The 16,306-nt window shown below is 67.1% G+C and carries 17 protein-coding genes; 6 read left to right on the plus strand and 11 right to left on the minus strand.

All coding sequences use genetic code 11. The annotated features are described in order from the left end of the window. Window positions 1–46 precede the first annotated feature (46 nt). Both KQ910_RS12005 and KQ910_RS12010 read left to right on the plus strand, forming a co-directional pair. Window positions 47–1,039 (plus strand): Bug family tripartite tricarboxylate transporter substrate binding protein, encoded by a 993-nt coding sequence (locus KQ910_RS12005; protein ID WP_216960112.1) that lies wholly within the window; start codon window positions 47–49, stop codon window positions 1,037–1,039. 261 nt (window positions 1,040–1,300) lie between these two features. Next, window positions 1,301–1,945 (plus strand): hypothetical protein, encoded by a 645-nt coding sequence (locus KQ910_RS12010; RefSeq protein WP_216960115.1) that lies wholly within the window; start codon window positions 1,301–1,303, stop codon window positions 1,943–1,945. A 60-nt stretch (window positions 1,946–2,005) separates the two neighbouring features. Here the strand turns inward: KQ910_RS12010 and KQ910_RS12015 are convergent, their stop codons facing one another. Then, a complete protein-coding gene (locus tag KQ910_RS12015) occupies window positions 2,006–2,437 on the minus strand; it encodes a DUF2852 domain-containing protein (RefSeq protein WP_216960118.1) in 432 nt (143 codons plus the stop codon). A gap of 97 nt (window positions 2,438–2,534) precedes the next feature. Continuing rightward, window positions 2,535–3,173 (minus strand): TetR/AcrR family transcriptional regulator, encoded by a 639-nt coding sequence (locus KQ910_RS12020; protein ID WP_216960121.1) that lies wholly within the window; start codon window positions 3,171–3,173, stop codon window positions 2,535–2,537. A 332-nt stretch (window positions 3,174–3,505) separates the two neighbouring features. On the opposite strand from KQ910_RS12020, the gene argC reads away from it, so the two are divergent. Beyond that, on the plus strand, window positions 3,506–4,483 hold the full coding sequence (gene argC / locus KQ910_RS12025) for an N-acetyl-gamma-glutamyl-phosphate reductase (RefSeq protein WP_216960124.1): 978 nt from the start codon (window positions 3,506–3,508) through the stop codon (window positions 4,481–4,483). A gap of 16 nt (window positions 4,484–4,499) precedes the next feature. On the opposite strand, the gene KQ910_RS12030 is transcribed toward argC, so the two are convergent. Continuing rightward, the gene (locus KQ910_RS12030; RefSeq protein ID WP_216960127.1) at window positions 4,500–5,942 is read right to left on the minus strand and encodes an MATE family efflux transporter; all 1,443 of its coding nucleotides are present in this window, start codon (window positions 5,940–5,942) and stop codon (window positions 4,500–4,502) included. A gap of 154 nt (window positions 5,943–6,096) precedes the next feature. Continuing rightward, entirely contained in the window at window positions 6,097–7,614 is a 1,518-nt protein-coding gene (locus KQ910_RS12035) for a UbiD family decarboxylase (RefSeq protein WP_216960130.1), read from the minus strand. Between the two features lie 30 nt (window positions 7,615–7,644). Between KQ910_RS12035 and KQ910_RS12040 the strand changes: the two genes are divergently transcribed. Continuing rightward, complete coding sequence (locus KQ910_RS12040) at window positions 7,645–8,367, plus strand: hypothetical protein (protein WP_216960134.1); 723 nt, start codon at window positions 7,645–7,647, stop codon at window positions 8,365–8,367. Between the two features lie 44 nt (window positions 8,368–8,411). Here the strand turns inward: KQ910_RS12040 and KQ910_RS12045 are convergent, their stop codons facing one another. From KQ910_RS12045 to ubiA, 7 genes are all read right to left on the minus strand, one after another. Then, window positions 8,412–9,071: a glutathione S-transferase family protein gene (locus KQ910_RS12045; RefSeq protein ID WP_216960137.1), complete on the minus strand. Its 660-nt coding sequence runs from the start codon at window positions 9,069–9,071 to the stop codon at window positions 8,412–8,414. Window positions 9,072–9,087: 16 nt separating this feature from the next. Further along, window positions 9,088–9,972, minus strand: a complete 885-nt coding sequence (locus KQ910_RS12050) for an HpcH/HpaI aldolase/citrate lyase family protein (RefSeq protein WP_216960140.1) — start codon at window positions 9,970–9,972, stop codon at window positions 9,088–9,090. Window positions 9,973–9,992: 20 nt separating this feature from the next. Beyond that, entirely contained in the window at window positions 9,993–10,460 is a 468-nt protein-coding gene (locus KQ910_RS12055; protein WP_216960142.1) for a CreA family protein, read from the minus strand. Window position 10,461: 1 nt separating this feature from the next. After that, on the minus strand, window positions 10,462–11,364 hold the full coding sequence (locus tag KQ910_RS12060; protein WP_216960145.1) for a DMT family transporter: 903 nt from the start codon (window positions 11,362–11,364) through the stop codon (window positions 10,462–10,464). A 180-nt stretch (window positions 11,365–11,544) separates the two neighbouring features. Beyond that, on the minus strand, window positions 11,545–12,297 hold the full coding sequence (locus KQ910_RS12065) for a hypothetical protein (RefSeq protein WP_216960147.1): 753 nt from the start codon (window positions 12,295–12,297) through the stop codon (window positions 11,545–11,547). 60 nt (window positions 12,298–12,357) lie between these two features. Continuing rightward, window positions 12,358–13,029: a class I SAM-dependent methyltransferase gene (locus KQ910_RS12070; protein WP_216960150.1), complete on the minus strand. Its 672-nt coding sequence runs from the start codon at window positions 13,027–13,029 to the stop codon at window positions 12,358–12,360. A gap of 5 nt (window positions 13,030–13,034) precedes the next feature. After that, window positions 13,035–13,958 (minus strand): 4-hydroxybenzoate octaprenyltransferase, encoded by a 924-nt coding sequence (ubiA, locus tag KQ910_RS12075; RefSeq protein ID WP_216960153.1) that lies wholly within the window; start codon window positions 13,956–13,958, stop codon window positions 13,035–13,037. A gap of 49 nt (window positions 13,959–14,007) precedes the next feature. On the opposite strand from ubiA, the gene KQ910_RS12080 reads away from it, so the two are divergent. Then, window positions 14,008–14,796: a 16S rRNA (uracil(1498)-N(3))-methyltransferase gene (locus KQ910_RS12080; protein WP_216960156.1), complete on the plus strand. Its 789-nt coding sequence runs from the start codon at window positions 14,008–14,010 to the stop codon at window positions 14,794–14,796. 144 nt (window positions 14,797–14,940) lie between these two features. After that, window positions 14,941–16,305: a glutamate--cysteine ligase gene (locus KQ910_RS12085; protein WP_216960160.1), complete on the plus strand. Its 1,365-nt coding sequence runs from the start codon at window positions 14,941–14,943 to the stop codon at window positions 16,303–16,305. Window position 16,306 lies beyond the last annotated feature (1 nt).

Below are 16,306 nucleotides of genomic sequence, written 5' to 3' on the forward strand. Positions count from 1 at the left end.
ACGGCTCGGACCGTCGCAAAAATACCGCGCCACAGGGAGGCTATCGATGATCGTGCGTGCTTCGCGACGTGATGTGCTGCGTTATGGTTCAGCCGCTGCCGCTGCGGCGGCCCTGCCGGCTCCCGCCATCGGACAGGGAGCCTGGCCCAACAAGCCGATCCGGATCGTCTGCGGGTATCCCGCGGGCGGTCTCACGGACACCTTCGCCCGGGTCTACGGCGAATATATCTCCCAGAAGACCGGCCAGCCGGTAACGGTGGAGAACAAGACCGGCGCCAGCGGTGCGATCGCGGCGGAGCAGGTCAAGGGGGCGGCACCCGACGGCTATACGCTGATGTGGACGATCTCCACCACGATGATCATGAACAAGGTGCTGTTCAAGAAGCTGCCCTACGATCCCGACAAGGACTTCGTGCTGATCTCGTGGATGGACGCGGGCCATCTGCCGCTGATCGTGAACAGCAAGGTGCCGGTGAAGAACCTGGCTGAACTCGCCGACTATGCGCGCGCCAACAAGACGAGCCTCGGCACCTACGGCGCCGGTTCCTACAGCCATGTCGCGGTCGAGGCGCTGAACCGCCACTACAAGCTCGGGATGGAGGCCGTTCATTATCGCGGCGAGGCGCCGATGTGGCAGGATGTCGGTTCGGGTGCGGTCCAGGGCGGCAGCGGCAGTGTCGCGGCCGCCTCGGGCGTGCTGCAGTCGGGCAACGGCCGGCCGATCGCCGTGCCGACCAAAAAGCGGATGAGCAAGCTGCCCGACGTCCCGACCTTCTACGAGCAGGGCGTGACGGACAAGGCCTTCCAGATCCAGGGATGGATCGGACTGGTCGGGCCGGCCGGCATGCCTAAGGAGATCGTCCAGAAGCTGTCGGACATGATGGTCGAAGGCGGCAAGAGCGAGCGTGTCCAGAAGATCCTCGCGACCTTCGGCATCGACAACGCGGCGCGCGATCACGTCTTCTTCGAGAAGATCGTGGCCGAGGAGGGGCCGATCTGGATCGAACTGGTGAAGGGGCTCAATCTGGAGCCGCAGTAGCGGCAGCCGCGCTCGTCGCGGCCGGCTCCCGGGAAGCGATCTGCTCGCGCGGGTTGTTCGCGGTCCGGCGGTGCCGCAGAACAAGATTCCCGCGTGGGTTTGTCGCTTTGCGATTGCGTCTCTGCACGTCCGGATTGTACTTGTGGGCTGACTGCAAGTGTCGCTGTCAGCTTTGGTACGAAGGGAATCCGGTTCTTTATGGCCCTCGACGTGTATGTCGGGTCGCTTACGCGTTATTACGCTGGTGCCTGGGAAAATCCGATGGAGAGGGCTGCGCGCGAGCGCGGCTTGCCGCAGCCGGTGAGACCGTCGGGGCACGCCAAGGCTGCGACGTCCCAGGCTCGTATCCACGCACAGGTCCTGGCCTGGCGGTCCACGCTGGCTGCGGCACTGGGCAAGCGTATCCGGGTACCGCTGGACTGGGACGAGACGGACGAAGCACGCTGGTTTACCGGCCGACCGGGCTGGGACGGTCTTGGATCGCTGGTGCTCTGGGCTGCCTATGCCGAGCATCCTTCCTTGCGGGTGCCAGAGACGCTGCCGGAAGAGTGGGATCATGACGACATCGCCCTCACGCGCTCTACAGCGGAGGGATTCAAGTCGCGCTATTCCCATCTCGTCCGCAACGTCGAGATGTGGCTGCCCGTCTCCTTCGAGATCACGTTCGAGGGTGAGGATGTCGGCGGGCGCCGCGTCGTGATGGGATCGGTGTCGACCCTTCGGCGCCAGCTCGCCGAACTGAATGCCGCAACCTGGAAAGCCGCTGCCGAGGAGGTGGCGGCATGGGGACGGGTACGGCCGGAGAGCGGCGGGGTCGAGGAAAGCGCCCGCTATGCCTTCGCTATTTTCTGCGAGCTCGCGCGGCTGGCGGAAGTCGAGCGCCTGCCGATGAAACTCGACCACTGAAACGAAAACGCCCGCGGCCGAGCCGCGGGCGTTCCGTCGAACAGGCCTTGTCCGGGTCGATCAGGCGGCGGTCGGTGCCGGCGGTGCGGCCGGCGGCTCGCTGGCCGGACGGTTGCGGCGATCGGCCATGAACTGGTCGAACTCCGAACGGTCCTTGGCGGCCCGCAGCTTGTCGAGGAAGTCGCGGAACTCGCGCTGCTCCTCGTCGAGGCGGTTCAGCGTCTCTTCGCGATATTCGTCGAAGGCGACGTTGCCGCTGCTGCTGTGGCGTCCCCAGCCGTGGCGGCGCTTCCAGCCGCGGAATTCCTCACGGGCCGAGCGGCCGTCGGGCATGTTCCAGTGGCCATATCGCTTCGAGCAAAACATGCGTCCACTCCCTTTGAGATAGATGAGAAGGGCCAGGCCGACCGGCCAGAACAGGATGAAGCTCAGCACCATGAGCGCAATCCACGCCGGCTTGCCGAGGTCGTCTATTTTTTCGATCAGGCCCATGCGGGAGCCCCCTTTTGATGATGTTAACGATGTGAATGTTAACGACATTTACATTGGGGTCGAGGACCCCGGGAGTCAATAGGTCGCCGAAAAACTTTCAGGGGGCGGCGGGAAAGCCCAGCCCCTGCAGGTAGATGAGCACTTCCGACTCGAGGAGTTCCTCGGCCGACATGGGCAGGGGCCGCCGGCCGGCATCGCCGCGGCCGAAGAGCGAGGCGATGCCGTGCGACATCGACCAGATGTGCAGGCTCATCATCAGCGCCGGAGGCCTCTTTGCGGCGGGCAGCAGCGTCACGAGCTGGTCGGCAGCGGCGCGCAGCACGGCGAAGGCCCGCTCGGAGGCGGCGCGCAGGTCGGTGTTGGCATCGGCTGAAATGCCCGACTCGAACATGGCGGCATAGTAGGCGGGCTCGGCGCGTGCGAAAGCGAGGTAGGCCTTGCCGATGTTGTGGAAGGCCGTGATCGGGTCGGGCCTTCCGTTGGCCCAGCCGGTCGACAGCATCGCGGCGAAGCGCTCGAACCCCTCGCGCGCCACGTCGGCCATCAGCGCATCGCGGTCGCGGAAATGACGGTAGGGAGCGGCCGGGCTCACGCCGGCGGAGCGGGCGGCGTCGGCGAAGGTGAAGCCGGCCGGGCCCTTCTCCTTGATGAGCTCGCGGGCGGCCTTGATCAGCGCCTCGCGCAGACTGCCGTGGTGATACTTCCGCTCCTCACGGTCGTTGCGCTTCCAGCTCATGTTAACGGACTTTACATTAAAGGCGCCCGCCGCAACATCGCCATCGGCCGCGTTCACCGGTTGGCCGGTTGATGGACAATCCGCTTGACGACCGGGGGCGGCCGAAACAGTGTCCGAGCCCATGCTCAGGAACGAAGCCCTTTTCGACCGACGCCGACGTCGCTGCACCCCGCGGCGGCTGTTCTGGCTGCGCGTCGATCGGCGCCCCTCCGCATGGTGAAGGCCTCTTCTTAGGTCTTGCCCGCAGGAGCGGCCCTGGCCCGCGTTCCTGAACCCCCGCAGCCCCCCGGATTCGGGGGTTTTCTTTTGCCTGAACTTCGGAGGACACCATCATGAGCATTCGCGTCGGCATTGTCGGCATCAGCGGTTTCGGCGGCGGCGAGGCGATGCGCCTCGTGGCCGGCCACCCGTCCTTCGAACTGGTTTACGCCGCGGGCGAGGGCAGCGCCGGCAGCCGATTGGTGGACCGCTTTCCCGGCGTGCCGGCACGGCTCGCCGACCTGGTGATCGAGAAGTGGGACCCGGCCGCCCTGCCCAGGCTGGACGTCCTGTTCGCGTCCCTGCCCACGGGCGCGTCGGCCGAGGCGCTGGCGCGGGTGCCGCAGGATGTGAAGATCGTCGATATTGGCGGCGACCATCGCTACGTCGACGGCTGGACATACGGCCTGGCCGACGTCTGGCCGGACGAGATCAAGGGCAGGAGCCGCATCGCCAATCCCGGCTGCTTCCCCGCCGCGGTGCTGACGGCGCTGGCGCCGCTGCTGGCCGACGGGCTGATCGAGCCCGGCAACATCGTGATCGACGCCAAGACCGGCATCTCCGGCGCCGGCCGCGGCGGTGCCGACAGCCGGTTCGGCTATGCCGAGAGCAACGAGAACTTGGTGCCCTACGGCCTGCTGAAGCACACCCACATGCCCGAGATGGCAAGCACGATCGGGCGGCTGAGCGGCGGGAGCGCGGCCGGACTGGTATTCACGCCGCACCTCGTGCCGATGACCCGTGGCGTGCTCGCCACGATCTACGGCCGCGGCCGCGCCACCACGGACCAGTGCCTCGAAGCCGCTCGACGCTTCTACGACGGGCGGGCGTTCGTCCGCGTGACCGACAGGCCGCCGCAGACCAAATGGGCGACCGGCTCGAACCTCGCCTTCGTCAGCTATGCGGCCGATCCGGAGCGCAACCTGGTGATCGCGATGGGCGTGGTCGACAATCTCGGCAAGGGCGCGGCCGGGCAGGCGGTGCAGAACGCCAACCTGATCTGCGGCCTGCCGGAAACCGCGGGGCTGGACGGCGCGCCCGTCTGGCCCTGAGGAAGACGAGCCCGCTCTAGCGCGAGACCTCGCCGACGAGGATGTCCTCGGTCACTTTGCCGGCGATTTCCTCCTCGGGCTCGATCAGGCGCTTCTTCTTCCAGTCACCCTTCGCATAGAGGCAGAGGGTGATCAGCGCCGTCACGATGTTGGCGATGGGCAGTGCCCACCAGATCCCCTGCTCATGCAGATCGGTGTGCTTGGAGAGTACGTAGGCCAGCGGAAACTGCACGACCCATTGCGACACCAGCGTCAGCACCATGGTCAGCACCATGTTGCCGGAAGCCCGGAACACGCCGGTCAGCGCGAACTGCAGGCCGAGGAAGCCCCAGGCCAGCGACATGATGCGCAGGAAACCTGCGCCGGCCGCGATCACGGCCGCATCGCCGGGCACGAAGAACGCCACGAACTGCGGCGCGAACAGGAAGACCACGACGCCGAAGAGGCTGAGGCTCGCGAAGCCCAGCAGCCCGCCCAGCCGCCCGATCTGCGCGGCGCGTTCGATGTTGCCGGCGCCGATGTTCTGGCCGACCAGGGTCGAGATCGCCATCGACAGGCCCATCGCCGGCACCATGACAACCTGCAGGATGTTCGAGCCGACACCATAGGCCGCCAAGGTCAGCGTGCCGAAGCTCGCGATCAGGAAGGTCATCACCATCAGTCCGAGCGCCCGCGCCGACAGTTCGACTGAGGCAGGGAGGCCAAGGAAGAAGGCGCGCCTGATGTAGCCGAAGTCAGGGATGAAATCGCGGCGCCGCACGTGGATGCCGTGCATGCCGAGCCGAAGAATGGCGACACCGATGATGGCGGCGATCGCCTGGGTGATCAGCGTGGCGATGGCAGCCCCCATCACGCCGTAGCCCGGTACCGGGCCCCAGCCGAAGATCAGCAGCGGATCGAGCACGAAGTTCAGGAACACCGTGCCCAGCACGATGTAGACCGGCAGCGTCGGCTTGCCGATGCCGCGCATGATCGCCTGGAAGACGAAGAACGTGAAGTTGAAGACGATGCCGACGAATGACACCCGCATGAAGCCCAGCGCGCCGGGATAGACCTCGGGCGCCACGCCCATCAGCCGCAACAGCGCGGGCGCCGAGAAATAGCCGATCGTGCCCAGCACCACCGAGGCCAGGATGACCATCAGCAGCGTCTGTCCCGCGACGTGCGCCACCATCTTGTCATTGCGCGCACCGACATACTGCGCGATCAGCGTCGAGCCCGCGAGCGACAGGCCCGAGCCGATGGCGAAGGTGAGGAACAGCACCGGGAAGCTGATCGACACCGCGGCCACCGCGGCGCCGCCCAGCCGCCCGACCCAGAAGGCGTCGATGATCTGGTAGGCCGACTGCAGCACGTTCGCCGCCACGATCGGCACGGCCAGCGTCAGCAGCGAGCGGAGGATCGGCCCTTCGAGGAGCTTGTTGCTGGGTGGGGGCACGCCGGTCCTTTGATCGGGCAATGAGGTTTTTCTGCGGACCTCAACGTCCGAAGGGCGGTGCGGCTCCTGTCACACGGGGTGCGTTAGGATGCAGGAAGGATCCTTCGCTGCGCTCAGGATGACACGGACTTTTTGACACGCTCTCTGTGTCATCCCGAGCGCAGCGAGGGATCCTCTACTTCCAGATCTTCTTGCCCGACCCCGGCAACCCGAGCTTGCTCCACATCGCGTCGACCTTCTCGATCACCGCGTCGTCCATGCGGATCTGGCGGCCCCATTCGCGGTTGCTCTCGCCGGGGAACTTGTCGGTGGCGTCGAGGCCGATCTTGGAGCCGAGGCCCGACACCGGGCTGGCGAAGTCGAGATAGTCGATCGGCGTGTTCTCGATCACGGTGATGTCGCGCGCCGGGTCCATGCGGGTCGACAGCGCCCACATCACGTCCTTCCAGTTGCGCGCGTCGATGTCGGCGTCCACCACGATCACCCACTTGGTGTACATGAACTGCCGCAGATAGCTCCACACGCCCATCATCACGCGCTTGGCGTGGCCGGCGTAGGCCTTCTTCATCGACACCACGGCGATGCGGTAGGAGCAGCCCTCGGGCGGCAGCCAGAAGTCGACGATCTCGGGGAACTGCTGCTGGAAGAGGGGAATGAACACCTCGTTCAGCGCCTCGCCCAGCACCGAGGGCTCGTCGGGCGGACGGCCGGTGAAGGTCGAGAGGTAGATCGGCTTGCGCCGCATCGTGATGGCGCTGATCGTGAAGACCGGGAACTGCTCGACGCTGTTGTAGTAGCCGGTGTGGTCGCCGTAGGGACCCTCGTCGCCATAGTCGTCGAGGCTGACATGACCCTCGAGCACGATCTCCGCTTCGGCCGGCACCTTCAGCGGCACGGTCTTGCAGGCGACCAGCTCGACCTTCTTGCCACGCAGCAATCCCGCGAACTGATACTCCGACAGCGTGTCGGGTACCGGCGTCACCGCCGCGAGGATCGTGCCGGGATCGGCGCCGATCACCACGGCGGCCGGCAGCGGCTCGCGCTTGCCGGACTTCTGCCAGCGCTGGTGATGCTGCGCGCCGCCGCGATGCTTCAGCCAGCGCATCAGCGTCGTGTTCTTGCCCGTCACCTGCAGGCGATAGATGCCGAGGTTGAAACTGTCCTGCTTGTCGCCTTTCGGATTGGGCCCCTGCGTCACCACCAGCGGCCAGGTGATGAGCGGCGCCGGCTCGCCCGGCCAGCAGGTCTGGATCGGCAGCGTCGAAAGGTCGATGTCGTCGCCGGTCAGGACGATCTCCTGGCAGGGCGCCGAGCTCACCGTCTTCGGCTTCATTGCCATGACGGTGCGCACCATCGGCAGCATCTCGAGCGCCTCGCGCCAGCCGCCGGGCGGCTCGGGCTGGCGCAGGAAGGCCAGCGTCTCGCCCACGGCGCGCAACTGCCCCGGCTCGCGGTCCATGCCCCAGGCCACGCGCTCCACGGTGCCGAACAGGTTGACCAGCACGGGGATGTCGGAGCGCGTACCGTCGGGCCGCACGACATTCTCGAACAGCACCGCCGGGCCTTTCTCGGCCAGAAGGCGGGTCTGGATCTCCGTCATTTCCAGGTGCGGTGAGACCGGCGCGGTGACGCGCACGAGCCGGCCGCTCTTCTCCAGCCGGTCGATGAAGTCGCGAAGCGAGGCGTATGGCATGCTAGGCACGTCGTTTAGAGGGGCGGACCGATGAGATCAAACGGCATTCCGGTCGAGTTCGAGGACCTGTTGAGTCGCGCCGGCCGGCGCGTGCTGGCCGGCACGCATCCTTTGTGCGGCGCGCTCGCCAACCCACGCACGCGCTTCCTCAGCTCGGAGGACCTGCTCGACCGCGCCAAAGTCGCACGCTTGCGTCGCACGCTGGAGGCCGAGCTGCCGGACACGCTGGAGCCGATCGAGAAGCCGATCCCGCCCGACACGATCTTCGACATGAAGCGGGATTACGGTGAACTGCTGCCCAAGAGCAGCCGTGCCCGCACCATCTACTTCGAGAGCCGCCGCGAACCCGGGTACAAGGCGGCCGAGCGGATCGGGCTGGTGAAGATGATGCGCAGCCCGAGCTTCCGCGCCTTCGCCGAGGCGCTCGCGGGCCGCAAGCTCGCCTCGGGCTGGGGGATGCAGGTGCTGCGCTACGGGCCGGGCGATTATGCCGGGCCGCACAACGACCATCATCCCGAGAATGACAAGGCGAAGGGCGGATACATCGACCTGCATCTCAGCCTGTGTGGCCCCGGCATCGATCATCAGTGGCTGGTCTACAGCCGCGCCGGCCATTTCAGCGAGATCGTGTCGGTGGCAAGCCCCGCCACGGTGACGGCCTATCGCCTGCCGTTCTGGCACTACACGACGCCCCTGGTCGGCACGCCGAAAGCCGGCCGTTGGGTCTTGCTGGGGACGTTCCTGTATCGGTGAACTCATGTTCCTCTCCCCCTACCGGGGGAGAGGAGTCTGATTCTTTAATCCCTGTCCGGGGCGCCCAGCGGGAAGAGGGGGCGGAACTGGCGTGCGTCCTCGACGCACCGGGCGAAAGAGGGGCGTGCGAGCAGGCGCGTGCGGTAGGCTCGCAGGGTCGGATATGATTCGGGAATCCGGTGCACCCAATCGGCGTAGAACAGCGAGGGCGCCGCCGCGCAGTCGGCCATCGTGAAGTCGCTGCCGGCGGCCCAGGCGCGGCCGGCGAGTTCGCCGTCCAGCCAGGCGTAGGCGAGTTCCAGCTTCGCGATGGATTCGTCGTGACCGTCCTTGCGCTTCACCGGATCGCCGGTCAGCGCGCCGTTCACCGCGAGTTGCATCATGTTCATCACGTGCAGGTCGAAGAAGCGGTCGAGGAAGCGCACGTCGAGCGCCTTCATCGGATCGGCCGGGATCAGCCGCACGGGGCCTGGATGGTTGAGCTGCAGATACTCGATGATGATGCTGGTCTCGACGACGGTGCGGTCGCCGTCGAGCAGCATCGGGAACTTCCGCAGCGGCCAGCGCTTCAGCCACTCCGCGACATGCTGCGGCGTGTCCTGCCAGATGGCGCGGAACTCGAACGGCGTGCCGTTCTCGTAGAGCGCCAACAGCACCTTCTGGGTGTAGGACGAGAAGAGATGGCCGTAGAGCGCGAGCGACATTGCCGGTTCTTCCCGTTCAGCCCGTCTTCTTCCACGACGCCGCGCGGGCGAGCAGGCGCTCGGCGCGGATGACGATGGGCAGGTCGACCATGCTGCCCTCGAAGGCGACGGCGCCCTCGCCGTTGGCCTTGGCGACCTCGAAGGCGGCGAGCAGGCGGCGGGCGCGATCGAGCTCGGCGTCGGAGGCGCCGTACTCTTCGTTGATGATCGGCACGTGCGCGGGATGGATGCAGGAGGCCGTGGTGAAACCGAGTTCCCGGCCTCGCTTCAGGCCGGCGCGATAGGAGTCGAGATCGTCGATCTTGGCGAGCTGGCCCATCGAGCCCATCGGCAGGATGCCGGCGGCGCGGCAGGCGGCCAGGCCGTGCATGGCGAAGACGTACATGCTGTCGGCCGAGGGCGTGGCACCCATGTCGGTCGCCATGTCCTCGCCACCGACCGACATGCCGGCCATGCGTGGCTCGGCGGCGATGGCGAAGAGGTGCGGCAGTGCCGCCGTCGTCTCGATCAGCACCAGGAAGCGTGTATGGCCGATCTCCATGCCGAGCTGCGTCTCGCGCTCGGTCACCAGTTCGGCCAGCAGGCGCACATGCTCGGGGCCCATGACCTTGGGCAGCATCAGTGCCGAGACGCCCGGCATCACGGCGGCTTCGATGTCGGGCACGGCGAGTTCGAGCGGCCGGTTGATGCGCACGACCACGTCGGCACCGTTCTGCGACACCCGCGGCACGGCGGCGGCAATGGCGGCGCGGGCCTCGGCCTTCTTGGACGGAATGATCGAATCCTCGAGGTCGAGGATCAGCGCGTCGGCGCCGCGCGTATGGGCCTTGGCGATGAAGCGTTCGGCCAGCACTGGCACGAACATCAGCGAGCGCCAGTTGGGCGGGGGACGGCTGGTCATTCCATTGTTCTCCGGAGAAGTCAGCGCAGGCCGACGGGGACGACGCTGATCGAGTTCTGCGGACTGCCCTCGATCACGCGGTCGGTATAGGTGAGATATATCAGAGCGCGCCGCTTCGGATCGTAGAAGCGCACGACCTGGGTGGTCTTGAAGATCAGCGAGGCGCGCTCGCTGAACACTTCGTGCGGGCTCTTGAGCTTCTCGGCCTTGTCGCCGTCGACCGGCCCGACCTGGTGGCAGGAGATCGAGGCGTAGGGCGGGTCCTCGGCCAGGCCGACCATGCCCTTGAGCCCGCCGGTGCGGGCGCGCGCCAGGTAGCACGTGATGCCGGCGAGGTCGGGATCGTCGAAGGCCTCGACCACGATCTTGTCGTTGGGCCCGAGCCACTTGAAGCGGTAGCCGACCGAGCCGATCTCCTCGGCCGCGGCGGGAAGCGCCGTAGGAAGCGCCACGAGCAGGGCGAGGGCGGCGAGGAAAAAGCGGGTCATCTCAGGCTCCTTTGGCAGGGCGGGTCGCGAGGAACAAGCCGGGCAGCACCAGCATGGTTCCCATCAGATGATACCACTGCGGCGTTTCGCCAAGGGTCAGCCAGGCCAGGATGCCGACATAGAGCGGCCCGAGATACATCGACACGCTGGTGACCGAGGGGCCGAGCTCGCGCACGCAATAGGCGAAGGCACCGTAGGCGCCGACGCCCGGAATGATCGCCAGCACGAGGAAGGCGGTCCAGGTGCGCCAGTCGGCGAGGTCGGGCGCCTGCCAGAACAGCGCCTCGGCGAGCGTGAACGGCAGCAGCACGATCGCGCCCGCGAAGGAGATGGCGCAGAGCCGCGTCAGCGGATCGAGGGCGCTTGGCCGCGCCTTCAGCAGCACCGAGTAGAGGCCCCAGCAGGCCGAGGCCGCCGCGATCCAGAGATCGCCCTCGGTGAAACGGACCGACAGCAGGTTTTCCACCCGTCCCTTCGCGAACACGGCGGCGACGCCCGCGAGGCAGAGCACGATGCCGGCGATGCGGCCCGGCGTGAGCCGCTCGCGATAGAGAACACGGCCCAGTGCCACGACCAGGATCGGCGAGGCGGCGTAGATCAGGCCGATGTTGAGCGCCGGCACCGAGCGCGCGCCGATATAGACCCAGGCGCCGCAGATCCACATGCCGAGTGCGCCCAGCAGCAGCAGGTCGCGCCATTCGCGCGCGAGGGCGTGGCGGTGGCGCACGAGGCGGGGCCAGACGAACGGCAGCAGCAGCAGGGCGACGAAGAACCAGCGTCCCAGCGCCAGTGCGTTCGGCGGCACGAACGTCGCGTAGCGTGCGCCCAGCATGTTCACGGAGAACATCGCGGGCGTCAGCAGCAGCAGCGTCCAGGCGATGCGACGGCGGGTGAAGAACGACACGGTGGGTTTCTAGCACGGGAAGCTCTCCCGTCGTCTCGACCGAAGCCTCGCGCAGCGAGGCGTAGTGGAGAGACCTTCTCTCCACCAAAGGCCAGCTATGCGTGGACAGAAGGTCTCTCCGCTACGCGCCTGCGGCGCTTCGGTCGAGACGACGGGGGACTTTGTTTCTCGGACCGCGCCTCAGGTCGGGCGCAAGCCGTCCTTGGGATACTGGCCGCCGGCTTCCTTGATCGCGGCGCGGTAGTTCTTCTCGGAGTTGAATGGCTCCATCTTCGGGAAGTCCTTCGGCTTGCCGGGACGGATCTCGCCGGTCGAGGGCGTGACGATCAGCAGCTCGCCCTTGCGGCCGAGCAGCGGGATCTCCCGCTTCCAGCGCGAATAGACGCGGCGCGCCGAGGCCGAGAAATCGACGTAGGTGTCGAACTCGCTCTTGTCCTTGATGAACAGCGCCTCGTAGGTGGCGATGAACTCCTCGACGAACTTGCGGTCGACGATCTCGAGGTGGGACATCATCCAGCAGCGATCCTCGAACACCCAGTAGGTGCCGATGCCGACGAATTCCTTCTTGCGCGTCAGGTACGGGTAGAACGGGAAGCCGCGGCAGGCGATGGTGCGGTTGTCGCGCTCGCAATGACGCGCGCCCTTGCAGTGGATCGCCATGCAGTCGGGCGTCAGCTCCTCGACGATCTTCTTGGTGGCGTAGTCGTAGGGCTTGAACTTCGACCACAGGTCGGTGCGGGTCTTGAGCAGGTCCCATTCGACCTTGTGGACCACCGGCACCGCGTTCTGCGTCGAGCAGCAGACCGGCTCGCCATCATTGAGGGGCGCGCATTTGCGGCCGCAATCGAAACGCGAGACCGGGGCGTTGAAGCCCTCGTAGAGACTGGCGAAATCGGCGGGCTTTATCTTTGATTTCTGGGAGGCAGGGGGCATGGTTTCACCGTACCCCGAGTTGTCTGTGAATGAACAGCGATGGAATTGAAGCGCCGCGTCTCACGAAACCGGCAGGACGCGCCACACCACCGTCTCGCGCATGCCGCGGTTCTCCAGCTGGAGCGAGGTCGGGATCTCGTAGCGGCCGCGTTCCTCCAGGCCCTGGGCGCTGAAATAGTTGCGGCCCGGGTCGCCCAGCAGGACCAGCCGGCCCTTTTCGGCGTGGCTGCGCAGCCAGGCCAGCGCCTGCACCGACATCTCGCGCTCGTAACAGACGTCGCCCGCGATCACCACGTCGGCCTCCGGGCTTCCCGCCGCCCCGGCCAGCCAGTCCTCGCTGCTCGTCTCGATCGACAGGCCGTTGGCCGCGGCGTTGAGGCCGGCCGCGATCAGGGAGAGCTTGTCGATGTCGTTGGCCACCACCGACGCGGCGCCGCAGCGGGCGGCTGCCATCGAGGAGACGCCCGAGCCCGCGGCGAAGTCGATCACGCGCTTGCCGGCCACCAGCGACGGGTTGTCGAGCAGGTAACGCGCCACGGCCTGGCCGCCCGGCCAGCAGAAGGCCCAGTAGGGCGGGTCGACGTTCTGCTCGTCCAGCCACGCCTCGGTCGCCTGCCAGATCGGCACGTATTCGGTGGCAAGCCACAGCTTGAACTCGGGCACCATGGCCGGCGCCTCGAGCGCGGTGTTGGTGCGGATGAAATTCTCGGGGTCGTGGGGAAGTCTCGACATGTACCTCAGTACAGTCTGTCGGCGACAAGCGCAGCCAGCATCAGCCAGCCGACCAGCCGGTTCGACTTGAAGCGCATCAGGCAGTCGGCCGGGTCGTGGGGCTTGAGCAGGGCGATCTGCCACACGAAGTGCGCGGCGATGCAGGCCAGCAGGACAAAGTAGCCCGGCCCCAGCGGGGCCAGCAGGCCGGTCGCGGTCCACAGCGCGAGGGCCAGCACGGCGAAGAAGGTAAGCCAGCGGCGCGGGGCGGCGGCGAAGCGGCGGGCCGTCGACTTCACGCCGACCACGGCATCGTCGCGCTGGTCCTGCATGGCGTAGATCGTGTCGTAGACCATCGTCCAGGCGACGCCGCCGAGATAGAGCGCGACGGTGGCCCAGGAGAGCGTCTGGGTGACGGCGGCGTAGCCGACCAGCGCACCCCAGTTGAAGGCGAAGCCCAGCACGACCTGCGGCCAGGAGGTGATCTTCTTCATCGCCGGATAGACGGCGACCAGCAGCAGCGACAGCAGCGCCACGCCGCCCGCGAACTTGTTGAGCTTGAACAGCACGGCCGCGCCCACGGCGCCCTGAAGCGCCATCCAGATCAGCGCGTGGTGCAGCTTCAGCTCGCCCGAGGGCAGCGGCCGGCCGCGTGTGCGCTCGACCCCGGCATCGACCTTGCGGTCGAGGATGTCGTTCCAGGTGCAGCCCGCGCCGCGCATGGCAATGGCGCCGACCGTGAACAGCGCCATGTAGCCCGCCAACTGGGCCCAGTGGGGCGCGGCGGCCAGCGCCGACGACCACCAGCAGGGAAACAGCAGCAACCAGATGCCGATCGGCCGATCCCAGCGCGCCAGACGCCCGTAGGGCCGCGCCCAGGGCGGCAGGTAGCGCAGCGTCCAGTGCGTCTGGTCGATATCGGTGAAGCCGGTTGTCCGGGCGGTGGTCATGGCGTCATCATGCAGCGATGCGCGTCAATGATCCATCGAAGGAACCTTCATGAGTGCCGCACGCCTCTTCGTCGAGGCCGCTCTCGCGGCCGGCGGCGAAGCCCCGCTCGACGAGGCCCAGGTTCACTACCTGCGCCATGTGATGCGCCGGCCGGACGGCGCGCCGCTGCTGCTGTTCAACGGCCGCGACGGCGAGTGGCGCGGCACGCTGTCGGCGCGCGGCAAGAAGTCGGCCGTCGCCGAGCTGGGCGAGCGGACGCGCGAGCAGGTGCCCGAGCCCGACCTCTGGCTGTGCTTCGCACCGGTGAAACGCGCGCGCATCGACTATATCGCCGAGAAGGCGACCGAACTCGGCGTCTCGGTGCTGCAGCCGGTGGTGACGCGCCACACGGCGGTCGAGAGGGTCAATGTCGAGCGCCTGCGCGCCAACGCGGTCGAGGCGGCGGAGCAGACCGAGCGCCTCACGGTGCCCGAGGTGCGCGAACCGCTCGATCTCGGGAAGCTGCTCGACACCTGGCCCGCGGGCCGGCGGCTGATGATGTGCGACGAGACCGGGGGCGGTCCGCCGATCACTGAGGCCCTGTTGCAGCTGGATGACGCCGCGCGGGCCGCGCCGTGGGCGATCGTCATCGGGCCGGAGGGCGGCTTTGCCGAGGTTGAGCTTCAGGCACTCCGTCGCATAAAGGATGTAACGTCTGTAGGTCTCGGTCCGCGCATCCTGAGGGCCGACACGGCGGCGCTTGCAGCGCTGGCATGCTGGCAGGCCCTCGTGGGCGACTGGCGGCGCCCGACGCCCCGTCTGAGCGGCGATTATCGCACATCCAAGGTTACCGTCTGAGTGCTTGCGCAGTCCCCCGGCGATGTGGGAGAGGGGGAATCGAACAGGATGAACCAGCCGCAGGCTCACGTGAGGTTTTCTCATGCGACCGCGCCGCTCCATCAGCCCTCATAAGGCCGGGAGCGATCAGGGAGAGATGACCGTATGTCCGCACCTCCGTCGGGCGGCGGCGCGCCGATCGAAAATCGGCGGCAGCTGATTGAATACTTCGCGGCCGGCAACAAGCCCCGCGCGCAGTGGCGCATGGGCACCGAGCACGAGAAGTTCGGCTACCACACCAAGACGCTGAAGCCGCTGGCCTATGACGGGCCGGACGGCATCCGCGCCATGCTCGAAGGGCTGACGCGCTTTGGCTGGGAGCCGGTGATCGAGGGCAACAATCCCATCGCGCTGCTGCGCGGCAAGGCCAGCATAACGCTGGAGCCGGGTGGCCAGTTCGAACTGTCGGGTGCGCCGCTCGAGACGCTGCACGAGGCGGCGGCCGAGAACGGCCAGCATATCGACGAGGTGAAGCAGGTCGCGGGCGAGATCGGCGCGTCCTTCATCGGGCTGGGCTTCGCGCCCGAGTGGACGCGCGAGGACATGCACTGGATGCCCAAGGGCCGCTACAAGATCATGCGCGAGTACATGCCCAAGGTGGGCAAGCTCGGCCTCGACATGATGCTGCGGACCTGCACTGTGCAGACCAATCTCGACTTCGATTCCGAAGCCGACATGGTGAAGAAGTTCCGCGTGTCGCTGGCCTTGCAGCCGATCGCGACCGCGCTGTTCGCCAACTCGCCCTTCAAGGAGGGCAAGGACATCGGCTTCAAGAGCTACCGCAGCCACATCTGGACCGACACCGACCCCGATCGTTGCGGTGTGCTGCCCTTCGTCTTCGAGGACGGGTTCGGCTTCGAGCGCTACGTCGACTACATGCTCGATGTGCCGATGTACTTCGTCTATCGCGACGGCAAGTACATCGATGCGTCCGGCCAGAGCTTCCGCGACTTCCTGAAGGGCAAGCTGCCGGCGCGGCCGGGCGAGTTACCTTCGATCAACGACTGGGCCGATCACATCACCACGGCGTTCCCCGAGGTGCGGCTGAAGCGCTTTCTCGAGATGCGCGGCGCGGACTCCGGTCCGCTGGGCGCGCTGAACGCGCTGCCGGCGCTGTGGGTCGGCCTGCTCTACGACCAGACCGCGCTCGATGCGGCCTGGGATCTGGTGAAGGACTGGACCGCCGCCGACCATGACTTCCTGCGCGCGGAGACGCCCAAGTCGGGCCTCGCCACGATGTTCCGTGGCCGTGTCCTGTCAGAACTGGCACGCGATGTGGTCGAGATCGCCCATGCCGGCCTGCGCGCGCGCAATCGGCTCAACGCCGTGGGCGCCGACGAGACGATGTATCTGGCGCCGCTCGACCGGGCCGTCGCCAGCGGCCAGGCGCCGGCCGACGAACTGCTCGCCCGGTGGCACGGCGAATGGAAAGGGTCCTTCGCGGCACTGTTCCGCGACTGTGCCTACTGAG

The sequence above is a fragment of the Reyranella humidisoli genome (assembly GCF_019039055.1).
In the GTDB taxonomy this organism is placed as follows: domain Bacteria; phylum Pseudomonadota; class Alphaproteobacteria; order Reyranellales; family Reyranellaceae; genus Reyranella; species Reyranella humidisoli.